Annotated in this window: 9 protein-coding genes; 5 read left to right on the plus strand and 4 right to left on the minus strand. The window is 75.1% G+C overall.

Annotated elements, in window-relative coordinates; translation table 11 throughout:
* Window positions 1-20: 20 nt before the first annotated feature.
* Genes ACWEQL_RS12100 through ACWEQL_RS12110 form a run of 3 tightly spaced genes read left to right on the plus strand, consistent with a single transcriptional unit; the run spans window position 21 to window position 1,441 of the window.
* Window positions 21-467: a gas vesicle structural protein GvpA gene (locus ACWEQL_RS12100; protein WP_452150111.1), complete on the plus strand. Its 447-nt coding sequence runs from the start codon at window positions 21-23 to the stop codon at window positions 465-467.
* Between the two features lie 3 nt (window positions 468-470).
* A complete protein-coding gene (locus tag ACWEQL_RS12105; RefSeq protein ID WP_452150112.1) occupies window positions 471-1,181 on the plus strand; it encodes a GvpL/GvpF family gas vesicle protein in 711 nt (236 codons plus the stop codon).
* An 8-nt stretch (window positions 1,182-1,189) separates the two neighbouring features.
* The gene (locus ACWEQL_RS12110; protein ID WP_452150113.1) at window positions 1,190-1,441 is read left to right on the plus strand and encodes a gas vesicle protein GvpG; all 252 of its coding nucleotides are present in this window, start codon (window positions 1,190-1,192) and stop codon (window positions 1,439-1,441) included.
* 115 nt (window positions 1,442-1,556) lie between these two features.
* Here ACWEQL_RS12110 and ACWEQL_RS12115 read toward each other — a convergent pair whose 3' ends face one another.
* On the minus strand, window positions 1,557-2,801 hold the full coding sequence (locus tag ACWEQL_RS12115; RefSeq protein ID WP_452150114.1) for a L,D-transpeptidase: 1,245 nt from the start codon (window positions 2,799-2,801) through the stop codon (window positions 1,557-1,559).
* A 370-nt stretch (window positions 2,802-3,171) separates the two neighbouring features.
* On the opposite strand from ACWEQL_RS12115, the gene ACWEQL_RS12120 reads away from it, so the two are divergent.
* A complete protein-coding gene (locus ACWEQL_RS12120) occupies window positions 3,172-3,330 on the plus strand; it encodes a helix-turn-helix domain-containing protein (protein ID WP_452150115.1) in 159 nt (52 codons plus the stop codon).
* Between the two features lie 74 nt (window positions 3,331-3,404).
* Here the strand turns inward: ACWEQL_RS12120 and ACWEQL_RS12125 are convergent, their stop codons facing one another.
* Complete coding sequence (locus tag ACWEQL_RS12125) at window positions 3,405-3,677, minus strand: transposase (RefSeq protein ID WP_452150116.1); 273 nt, start codon at window positions 3,675-3,677, stop codon at window positions 3,405-3,407.
* Between the two features lie 16 nt (window positions 3,678-3,693).
* Window positions 3,694-5,880, minus strand: a complete 2,187-nt coding sequence (katG, locus tag ACWEQL_RS12130; RefSeq protein WP_452150117.1) for a catalase/peroxidase HPI — start codon at window positions 5,878-5,880, stop codon at window positions 3,694-3,696.
* 190 nt (window positions 5,881-6,070) lie between these two features.
* Between katG and ACWEQL_RS12135 the strand changes: the two genes are divergently transcribed.
* Complete coding sequence (locus ACWEQL_RS12135; protein WP_452150118.1) at window positions 6,071-9,340, plus strand: AfsR/SARP family transcriptional regulator; 3,270 nt, start codon at window positions 6,071-6,073, stop codon at window positions 9,338-9,340.
* Between the two features lie 94 nt (window positions 9,341-9,434).
* On the opposite strand, the gene ACWEQL_RS12140 is transcribed toward ACWEQL_RS12135, so the two are convergent.
* On the minus strand, window positions 9,435-11,069 hold the full coding sequence (locus ACWEQL_RS12140) for an MFS transporter (protein ID WP_452150119.1): 1,635 nt from the start codon (window positions 11,067-11,069) through the stop codon (window positions 9,435-9,437).
* Window positions 11,070-11,415: the final 346 nt, after the last annotated feature.

An 11,415-nucleotide genomic window follows, 5' to 3' on the forward strand; every position in this document is an offset into this window, starting at 1 on the left:
CGTCCGTGGAAGGAAGCGCAGTGACTGTAGTGCCGCAGAGCGGCGGTGGTGGTGCGGTGGCCGGGGCGAGGGGCTCGGGCACGCTGTACGACGTCGTCGAACTGATTCTCGACCGGGGGCTGGTCATCGACGTGTTCGTGCGGGTGTCCCTGGTGGGCATCGAGATCCTGAAGATCGATGCCCGCATCGTGGTCGCCAGCGTGGACACCTATCTGCGCTTCGCGGAGGCGTGCAACCGGCTGGACCTGGAATCCGGGCGCAAGGCGCCGGCCAAGCTCCCGGAGCTGGTCGGCGAGATCACCGAGGGCGGTGCCCGGGGCAAGAGCAAGGGCGCGCTCACCGGCGCGGTGGAGGCGGTCACGGACGCCATCCGCCAGCGCTCCGGGGACGAGGAGGAGGAGCCCGAACCGGTCGAGCGACGTGAACGGCCGCGCTCCTCGCGTCGCGCACGCCCCCGGGAGGAGTGAGTCATGGCCGTCTACGTCTACGCGATCGCCGACGGCGGCCATCCGGCGCGGCTGGACGGCCTCGCCGGTGTCGGTGATCCCCCCGAGGAGCTCACGGCCCTCGAGGAGTCCGACCTGATCGCGGTCGTCAGCTCCGTTCCCGACGCGCTCCGGGCCCGGCGCCGTGACGTCATGGCGCACCAGGGCGTGCTCCAGGACCTGATGGCCGACGGCCCCGTCCTGCCCCTCAGGTTCGGCACGGTGGCCGGCGGGTCGGATGAGGTCCGGGCCACGCTGAAGGAGAACGCCGGGTTCTACCGGGAGCGGCTGCGGGCGCTCACGGGATGCGCGGAGTACCTGCTCAAGGCGTCCTTCGACGAGGAGGTCGTGCTCCGCCGGATCCTGCTGGACTCCCCGCAGGCGCAGCAACTGAACGAGGAGAGCCGACGCACCGGCAGCACCGACGTGAAGCTGCGGCTCGGTGAACTCCTGGCCGGACAACTGCAGGAGCGGGGCAGGGCGGCCGCCGCGCAGGTCCATGACGCCGTCGCCCCGCTCGCGCGCGAGATCCACGAGAACGAGCCCCACGGGGACGACGTCCTCAGTTTCTCGCTCCTGGTCCAGGAGGAGCGCCGTGAGGAACTCCTCGACGCCGAGGCGGACCTGGCCGAGCGGCTGGGCGAGGGCGTCCGGTTCAGACTGCACGGTCCCCTGCCGCCCTACAGCTTCGTCTAGGACACGCCATGGGTCTGATCACCGGGCTTCTGATGCTGCCGCTGGCTCCGGTACGCGGGGTCGCCTGGGTGGCCGAGCAGGTGGCGAACGCCGCCGAGCAGCGGTACTACGATCCCGCCCCCGTCGAGGAGGCGCTCAAGTCGCTCGAACAGGAACTGGTCACCGGGAGGATCGGCGAGGAGGAGTTCGACCGGCGTGAGGAGGAGTTGCTGGACGAACTCGACGAGATCCACCGGTTCTGGGCCGAGCGGCAGGGGTGAGCCCCGCGCTCCCCCGGGGCCTTCGGCTGCCCCTCGGCGCCGTCCCCGGCCACGACGCCCCGGCCCCGGCCCCGGCTGAACCGGGGCCGGGGCCGGGCGGGGGCGGGGGCGGGGTCTACCAGTTCGCCCAGGGGAGGTTCCAGCCGCCGAGTCCGTTGTCGGGGGCGACGGTCTTCTCCTTGGTGTTGACGACCTTGACCACGTCGCCGATCAGCGAGCCGTTGTAGAACGCCCCGGCGGGGGAGGTGTCGCTGCCGCCCTCCACGTCCTTGAGCGAGACGCAGCCGTGGCTGGTGTTCGCCTTGCCGAACGGGTCGTTCTTGTACCAGTAGTTGCCGTGGAAGTAGGTGCCGCTGCGGGTCAGCCGCATCGCGTGCGGGACGGCGGGCATGTCGTACTCGCTGCCGAGGCCCACGGTGCGGGAGTTCATGCGGGTGACCCTCTCCTTGGACATGATCACCATGGTGCCGCCCCAGGAGGGGTGCTTGTCGTCGCCGAGGGTGGCGGGCACGGTGGTGGTGACGCCGTCGCGCACGGTCGTGAGCGTGTGGGCGGCGGCGTCCGCGGTGGACACCTGCGAGCGGCCGATGGTGAACGGCTCGTCCTTGTCCACGTCCCCGTAGACGCCCGGGGAGACCTCCACGCCCTTCAGCCGGTAGTGGATGGTGACCTTGGTGCCCGGCTTCCAGTACTCGGCGGGGCGGAAGTCCAGCCGGTTGTCGCCGAACCAGTGGCCCTTCACCTCGGTGCCGTTGTTCGTCTCGAAGGTGATCGCCTTGGCGACGGCGTCCTTGTTGGTGACCTTCCCGCTGAAGTCCACCTTGACGATCATGCCCACGCCGTAGGTCTGGCCGTCGGCGATGTTGTCGTTGGTGGACACCTGCTTGTCGGGCGTGAGTGTGGTGAAGGCGGTGGTGGAGGCGGCCACGAGGCCGTCGGCGTCCTTGGCCTGGGCGTTGACCGTGTACGCCGTGCCGGGTGCGAGCGCGGCGGCGGGCTTCCAGCCGGTGCCGTCCGGGGCGATCGAGCCCTGGACGGGCCTGCCGTTCTTGTCGGCCACCTCGACCGTGGTGAGCGTGCCGCGGGAGACGGACACCCGCAGCGCGTTCGGTGCCACGCCCTGGGCGCCGTCCTTCGGCTCGACGTCCAGCACCGCGGCCGACGTCCTCGCCGTGGCCGCGGGCGCCGTCGCGCCGGGGTCGGCGGCGCCCGCGGCCGGGGCCGCCTCACCGCCCTTGTCCTGGTCGCCGCCGCAGGCCGCGGTCATCACCAGGACCGCGCCCATCGTCAGTGCCACCGCGCCGCGGTGGAGGCGGCCGGTGGTGCGTATGGCGGTACGGGCCGCCCGAACAGTCCTCACAGTTGCTCCCTCTCGGTGTTCACCGGCAGCTTGATCGCCGGTTCGTCCCGGTCGCGAGGGCCGACGGCCGATCAGGGACGCGGGAACGGCCGCACCGCCTCTGACCTGGGTGGATGCAACCTTCCTGGGACGCTTCCGTGGGACGGCGGGGCCGCGTGGGACGGCGCGGGACGGCGTCCGCGCGGCCACGTACGGGCGCGGCCGGGGGAACCGCCCGCCGCCGGGCGGCGTGATTGTCCGACGCGGCCCGCACCCGGCGCGGCCGTCGGGCCGTCGGGCCGTCGGGCCGTCGGGCCGCGATCGCGGCTCGGGAACCCGGAAGCGGGAGCGGGGGCCGGCAGAGGAACCAGGGTCGGGGGAGACAGGGGAATTGAGGGAGACGGACGCGGTCGCGCAGCTGCTCCAGGAGCTGAAGAGCCGCTCGGGGCTCAGTTACGGCGCGCTGGCGACGAGACTGCACCTGAGCACGTCGACGCTGCACCGCTACCGGGACTCATCGCAGTGCACCGGGCTTTCAGCGCGGTGGTGAAGCGATTGCGAGTCCTGCTCCGACGCCGGCGGCTGGCACCCTCCCGCACTGTGGACGTCGCCCATCGCAGGCGTTCAGGCCGGGCGGTTCTGCTGCTCGATGTACCGGCGGACCATCGACAAGGGTGCGCCGCCGACGGAGCCGGCGACGTACGGGCCGGACCGGAGGCGCTGTGCCCGCCGGTGGTGCTCGACCGGGTCGGGGAACTCCTGACGCGTCCGGCGTGAGCTGACGCCCGCCGATCGGCGGGTGCGCCCGGGAGCCGAACCCGTACCGGCCCTGACGGGCGATGCGGCGGTGCCCGGCCGGCCCCCACCGGGGCCTGCCGGGCACCGCCGCCCGCTCACGCGGCAGCGCGGGCGCTCAGCGCAGGTCGAAGCGGTCGAGGTTCATCACCTTGTCCCAGGCGGCCACGAAGTCCCGCACGAACTTCCCGTCCGCGTCGGCGCTCGCGTAGACCTCGGCGAGGGCGCGCAGCTGGGAGTTGGCGCCGAGGACGAGGTCGACGGCGGTGGCCGTCCACTTCTTCTCGCCGCTTTCGCGGTCGAGTCCCTCGAAGACGTTCGGGTCGCTCTCCGAGGCCTTCCAGCGGGTGCCCATGTCGAGGAGGTTGACGAAGAAGTCGGTGGTCAGCGTCTGCGGGCGGTGGGTGAGGACGCCGTGGGCGAGGCCGCGGGGGCCGGCGCCCAGGGCGCGCATGCCGCCGAGGAGGACGGTCATCTCGGGGGCGGTGAGCGTCAGCAGGTTGGCCCGGTCCAGGAGCAGGGTCTCGGGGGCGAGTTTCTCGCCGGTGCGCAGGTAGTTGCGAAAGCCGTCCGCCCGCGGTTCGAGGACGGCGAAGGACTCCACGTCGGTCTGGTCCTGGGAGGCGTCGGTGCGTCCGGGCGCGAAGGGGACCGTGACGGGGTGTCCGGCCTCGCGCGCGGCCCGCTCCACGGCGGTGCAGCCGCCGAGGACGATCAGGTCGGCGAGGGAGATGCGGCGGGCGCCGGGCGTGGCGTTGAAGTCCTGCCGGATCTCCTCCAGGCGCCGTAGCGTTGCGGTGATCTGGGGCTGGTCGTTGGCCTCCCAGTCCTTCTGCGGGGCCAGGCGGATCCGGGCGCCGTTGGCGCCGCCGCGTTTGTCGGTGCCGCGGAAGGAGGCCGCCGAGGCCCAGGCGGTGGTGACCAGGTCGGCGACGTCCAGGCCGGAGTCGGTGATGCGGTCCTTGAGGGTGGCGATGTCCTGGTCGGTGACCGGTTCGCCGTCGGCGGCGGGGATCGGGTCCTGCCACAGCTGCGGTTCGGGCACCCACGGGCCGAGGTAGCGGGAGAGGGGGCCCATGTCGCGGTGCAGCAGCTTGTACCAGGCCTTGGCGAACGCCTCGGCGAGCTGGTCGGGGTGTTCGTGGAAGCGCCGGCAGATGGGGCCGTAGACGGGGTCCTGGCGCAGGGCGAGGTCGGTGGTCAGCATCATGGGGGCGTGCCGCTCGGCGGGGTCGTGCGCGTCGGGCACGGTGTTCTGCGCGGCCGCGTCGACGGGCTTCCACTGCTGGGCGCCGGCGGGGCTGGTGGTCAGTTCCCACTCGTAGCCGAACAGGTTGTCCAGGTAGCCGTTGTCCCAGGTGGTGGGCCTGTTCGTCCAGGCGCCTTCGAGTCCGCTGGTGAGCGTGTCGGGGCCCTTGCCGCTGCCGTAGGTGTTGTGCCAGCCCAGGCCCTGCTGTTCGAGGGGGGCGGCCTCGGGTTCCGGGCCGACGTAGGAGGGGTCGACGGCGCCGTGGCACTTGCCGAAGGTGTGGCCGCCGATGATGAGCGCGGCGGTCTCCTCGTCGTTCATGGCCATGCGCGCGAAGGTCTCGCGGATGTCGACGGCGGCGGCGAGCGGGTCCGGGTTGCCGTTGGGGCCCTCCGGGTTGACGTAGATCAGGCCCATCTGCACGGCGCCGAAGGGGTTGGCGAGTTCGCGTTCGCCGCTGTAGCGCTCGTCGCCGAGCCAGGTGTCCTCGGGGCCCCAGAAGATCTCGTCGGGCTCCCACACGTCCGGGCGTCCGAAGCCGAAGCCGAACGTGGGCAGGCCCATGGACTCGATGGCGCAGTTGCCGGCGAAGACCAGGAGGTCGGCCCAGGAGATCGCGCGGCCGTACTTCTGCTTGACCGGCCACAGCAGTCGTCGTGCCTTGTCCAGGCCGGCGTTGTCGGGCCAGCTGTTGAGGGGGGCGAAGCGCTGGGCGCCGCTGCCGCCGCCGCCCCGCCCGTCGGCGATGCGGTAGGTGCCGGCGGCGTGCCAGCTCATCCGGATGAACAGCGGCCCGTAGTGGCCGTAGTCGGCGGGCCACCAGTCCTGCGAGGCGGTCATCAGCGCGGTGACGTCGCGTTTGAGCGCGTCGACGTCGAGGGTGGCGAACCGCGCCGCGTAGTCGTCGTCCTCGTCCATCGGGCTGGAGAGGGGCGAGTGCTGGTGCAGGACCTGGAGGTCCAGCTGGGCGGGCCACCAGTCCCGGTTGGTCCGGGGGCGGGTCCGCGTGGGGGTGGGGGAGGGAATTGCCGGGTTCTCGCTCTCGCTGCCGGACACGTCCGCCCTCTCTTCCTTGACTTGGGTTTGTACGGTTTCGCCCGTATGGTCCCGCACCGTGGCCCGCACGGCGGGGAGAACACGCGAAACCCCTCCCCCACCGCCGCCCCGGGCGCGGCCACTGCGGGGGCGGGTGGGGGGCCGGGGGCCGGGTGGGGCGGGCACAATGGCGTGCCGGGGGGTGGTCGTGGTGCGGATCGGTGTGTTGGGCCCGCTGGAGATGTGGGACGGCGCGGGCCGGCCGGTGGAGGTGCGCGGGCGCAGGCTGCGGGCCCTGCTGATCCGGTTGGCGATCGAGGGCGGCGGCGCGGTCACCTCCGAACGCCTCGTCGAGGACCTGTGGGGTGCCTGCCCGCCCGCCGCGCCGGGCAACGCGCTGCACACCCTGGTGTCGCGGCTGCGCGGCGCCGGCGGGCGTGACCTGGTGGCGGGCGCGGCCGGCGGCTACCGGCTCGCCGTCGCGCCGGAGGCGATCGACGCCGGGGAGTTCGAACGCCTGGCGGCCTCGGCCCGCGCCCTGCCCGCCCCCGCGCAGCGGGCGCGGGTGCTGCGCGAGGCCCTGGCGCTGTGGCGCGGGCCGGCCCTCGCGGACGTCGCCGACGCCGCGTTCGCGGGCCCCGCCGTCCACCGGCTTCAGGAGCTGCGGCTGAGCGCCGTCGAGGAGCGGGCCGCGGCCGAGCTCCTCCTCGGCGGGGGCGGGCACCTGGTCGCCGAGCTGGAGGGGCTCGCCGCCGCGCATCCGCTGCGCGAGCGGCTGCGCGGCCAGTTGATGCGCGCCCTGGTCGCGGCCGGGCGGCGGGCCGCCGCGCTCCAGGTGTACGAGGACCTGCGGCGCGAGCTGGCCGAACGCCTCGGCGTGGACCCCTCCCCCGAGCTCGCCGCGCTCCACCTGGCGCTCCTGCGCGGCGAGCAGGCCCTGGCGCCGACGGGCGAGCAGGCCCCGCCCCCCGCGCACGCCGGCCCGGACAGCGCCACCACGGCGGGCGGCGGGGCCGTGGGGTACGCGGCGCCGCGACCGCGGCGCGGCAACCTGCCGGCCGCGCTGACCGCTTTCGTGGGCCGCGAGGAGGACTGCGCGAGCGTCGGGCACCTGCTGCGCACGGCCCGTCTGGTGACGCTCACCGGGCCGGGCGGCGTCGGCAAGACCCGGCTGGCGTCGGAGGTCGCCGCCCGCCTGGTGCCGCACAACCCGGACGGCGTCTGGCTCGTCCCGCTGGCGCCCGTCGACACGAGCGCCGACGTCCCGCGGGCCGTGCTGGCCGCGGTCGGTATCCCCGACGCGATGCGGATGGGCGAGGCGGCCGACGGCACGGGGGCCGTGGAGCGGCTGCTCGACGCGCTGGAGAACCGGCACCTGGTCCTGGTCCTGGACAACTGCGAGCACCTGCTGGACGCCGTGGCCCACCTGGCCGCCCGGCTGCTGGCCCGGGCGCCGCACGTACGCGTCCTGGCCACCGGCCGCGAGGCGCTGGGCATCACCGGCGAGCGGCTCCACCCGGTGCCCCCGCTGCCGCTGCCCGAGCGGGACGCGGGCCCGCGCGAGGCCCTGGAGTACGCGGCGGTGCGGCTGTTCGCCGAGCGCGCGGGCGCGGTGCGGCCCGGTTTCCGGGTGGACGAGGCCACGGCGCCCCTGGTGGTCGGCATCTGCCGGGAGCTGGACGGCATCCCGCTCGCGATCGAACTGGCGGCCGCCCGCACCCGCTCCCTGACCCCGGGCCAGATCGCGGCCCGCCTCGGCGACCGGTTCCGGCTGCTCACCGGCGGCGACCGCACCGCGCTGCCCCGCCACCGCACCCTGCGGGCGGTCGTCGACTGGAGCTGGGAGCTGCTGGACGACACCGAACGCGCGGTCCTGCGACGCCTGTCGGTGTTCGCCGGCGGCGCCACACCCGAACACGCCGAACGGGTCTGCGCACCAAAGAGCGCCGACGCCGCCGACGTGCCGGACGTGCTCGCCTCCCTGATCGACAAGTCCCTGGTGACCGCCACCGGCGACGACGGCTCCGGCGGGGTGCGCTACCACCTGCTGGAGACCGTCCGCGCCTACGCCGCCGAACGTCTGGAGGAATCCGGCGAGGGCGCGCGCACCCGCGCCGCGCACGCCGCCTGCCTCCTCGCCCTCGCCGAACGGGCCGACCCCGAACTGCGCCGCCGCGACCAGATGGCCTGGGCCGCGCGCCTGGGCGCCGAACGGGACAACCACCACGCCGCGCTGCGCCACGCCGTCGACAGCGGTGATGCGGCCACCGCCCTGCGGCTGCTGGGCGCGCTCGCCTGGTACTGGATCATCGGCGACCACGCCACCGAGGCGGGCACCTGGGCACTCGCGATCCGCGAACTGGCCGGCGAGCAGGCGCCGCCCGGGCTGGAGGACGCCTACGCGATGTGCACCTTCATCGCCGTCCTGGTGACCACCCTCGGCGGGGACCGGCCGGCGGACCCGGACGGCATGCGCCGCGCCGCCACCACGGCACTGGCACACCTGCCCGAACGGCCGCGGCACCCGGTGCTGTTCCTGGCCCGGCCCGGCTGCGCCCTGCTGCTGGGCGACCTGCCGCGCGCCCGCCGCAACCTGCGCGAGCTCCTCCCCCACCCCGACCCCTGGCTGCGGGCCACCGCCCACGTGGGCCTGGGGCACCTGGCCCTGAACCAGGGCCGCCTGGAGGAGGCTGCCACCGAACTCGGCCACGGCTACCGGCAGTTGCGGAATCTCGGCGAACGCTGGGGGCGCAACACCGCCATCGGCGGCCTGCTGGAACTCGCGCTGATCCGCGGCGACGGCCCCGAGGCCGTACGCCTGGGCGAGGAGGCCCACGACGCCGGCGCCGGCACGGGCCCGCAGCGGTGCGCCCTCGTCCTCGTCCAACTCGGCCGGGCCCGCGCCGAGGTGGGCGACCTTGCCGGCGCCCGCCGGGACATCGAACAGGGCGTGCGCACCGCCGAACGCCTCGGTCAGCACAGCGACGCCGCCGCCGCACTGCTCGCCCTCAGCGACCTCGCCCGGCGCGCGGGCGACCTCGCCGCGGCGCGCGGCCCGCTGCTGCGCGCCCTGGAACTGCTCGGGCCGCGCGCCGAACGCCCCGACCACCGGCGGATGGCCGCCCTCGTCCTCAGCCGGCTCGGATGCCTGGCCGAGCAGGAGGACGACCTGGCGGCCGCGGCCGACCGGCACGCCCGGGCGCTGGCCATGGCCGCCACCCTGCGCACCGCGGACCACCACACGCTCGCCACCGCCACCGAGGGCCTGGCCGCGCTCGCCGCCGCCCGCGGCGACAACGAACGGGCCGCCGAACTCCTCGGCACCGCGCACACCCTGCACGGCTACCGGGCCGAGCGCAGCCCGGAGGTGGGACGGGCCACCGCCACCGCCACCGGCGCCCTCGGCGCGCGGGCCTTCGACGCCGCCTACGAGCGCGGGCGCCGGGCCACCGTCGAGCAGGCGCTCGCCCTCACCCCCTGACCCCCTGACACCCTGACACCCTGACAGCCCGGCAGCCCGGCGCCCCCGTGCGGCCGGCGGGCCGGCCGCACGGGGGGTGGTCCCGAGGTGCGCCTCAGACCTTCACCACGGGCACGTCCGCGCCGGGCCCGGGGGCGTGCTCCTCCACCGGCATGCCCGCCCCTTGCGCCCGCGAGGGCAGGAACAGCGCGGCGAGGGCGGCGGCGACCAGCGCCGCCACGCCGCAGACGGTGAGCACCTCGCCCATGCCGTGGACGAAGGCGCCGTGGGCCGACGCCAGCAGCGCCGGGTCCCCCAGGTCCCGGGCGACGGCCCCGGCCGCCGTCACCGAGTCCCTGGCGGCCTCGGCGGCGGGCGCGGGCAACCCGTCCACCGAGAGGCGCTCCAGGTAGCCGGAGCCGAGCAGGCTGCCCAGCGCCGCGACCCCGAGGACGCCGCCGACCTGCTGGAGCGTCTCCAGCACGCTGGTGCCGGCGCCGGTGTCCCCCTTCGGCAGCGAGGCCATCACGATGCCGGTGGACGGCACGATGGCCAGCCCGAAACCCACCCCCACGACGGCCAGCCACAGCGCGGTGTACCGGTAGCCGCTCGCGGGGGCGGCGTGCGCGCCGAGGAGGACGCCGGCGGCGAGGACGACCAGACCGGCCGGTACGACCACCCGCGCGCCGAGCCTGGGCACCAGGGCCTCGCTCAGGGCGGCCGCCACCATCAGACCGCCGATCAGCGGCAGCACGCGCAGGCCCGTGCCGAAGGAGTCGAAGCCCTGCACCGCCTCCAGGTACTGCGGCACCACGAACAGGATCCCCATGATGGCGAAGTTGCCGAACACCGCGGTCAACGTGCCCCAGGCGAAGCGGCGGTCGGCGAACAGGCGCAGGTCCACCAGCGGGGCGCCGGCCCGGCGCTGGTGCAGGACGAACACCGCCACCAGCACCGCCCCGCCGGCCAGCGGGCCCACCACCAGCGGATCGCCCCAGCCCCCGGTCGGCACCATGATCGTGCCGTAGACGAGGGCGGTGACGGCGACCGCGCTCAGCGCGGTGCCCACCACGTCGAACGGCACACCCCGCACCCGGCCACGCCCGGCACGTACGGCACGTGTGTCGGCGTGCCCGGCCTGTGCGGCGTGCCCGGCGCGTGCGTCGGCGTGGGCGGCGTCCCTGGGCAGCAGGAGGCGGCCGGCGACCAGCGCCAGGACCACCACCGGGACGTTGAACAGGAACACCGAGCCCCACCAGAAGTGGTCGAGCAGCCAGCCGCCGATGACCGGCCCGGCGGGCATGCCGGCCGCGGCGGCCGCGGTCCACACCGCGATGGCCCGGGAGATCTCCTGCTCGCCGAAGATCCTGGGCAGCAGCGCCATCGAGACCGGCATGATCATCGCGGCCCCGATCCCGAGCACCGCGCGCACCGCCACCACCGCGCCCGGCGTGGCGACGAACGCCCCCGCGAGCGAGGCGAGACCGAACAGCGCGATGCCCGCCAGCAGCAGCCTGCGGTGACCGTAGCGGTCCCCGAGCCGGCCGACGGGCAGCATCGCCACGCTGAAGGTGAGCAGGTAGCCGCCGCCGATCCACTGCAACTGGCCGCTGTCGGCGCCCAGTTCCTGCGCCAGGGTCGGCAGCGCCACATTGACGATCGTGCCGTCCAGGCCGACCACCAGGACGCTCAGCACCAGGGCGCCCAGCGCCCACCAGCGACGGCGGGGCGGGGGTACGGGGGTTGTCACGACGGCCTCCAGGATCCACGGGTACGAGTGCTCTCGGCGCACCGCTGCGCGGGGCCCGGACGGGATCCCCCGCCGCCCCTCGCCGATGTCCGACCGCCCCAGCCTGCGCCCCGCCCCTGGCACCGGGCCGACGCCCGGCGCACACCACCGCACGGGCCCTGGCACGCGCCTGGCACGGGACTTGCACCCGGCCACGGGCAGGAAGGAGCGCGCGACAGGCGCCGACCCGGCCCGGGGCACCGGGCAGGGCCCACGTCCGCAGGGCCTCGTACGGGCCACCTCGCTGTGCCCACACGCCCCGCCCCGCCCCCGCCCGCCGGGCGCGCGGCGGGCCCGCGCACGCCGC

The sequence above is a fragment of the Kitasatospora sp. NPDC004240 genome, assembly GCF_053603215.1.

What these genes read in the sequence shown, in the direction of transcription:
- ACWEQL_RS12110 (WP_452150113.1), top strand. Translation starts at nt 1,190, where the DNA reads ATGGGTCTGATCACCGGGCTTCTGATGCTGCCGCTGGCTCCGGTACGC.
- ACWEQL_RS12105 (WP_452150112.1), top strand. Translation starts at nt 471, where the DNA reads ATGGCCGTCTACGTCTACGCGATCGCCGACGGCGGCCATCCGGCGCGG.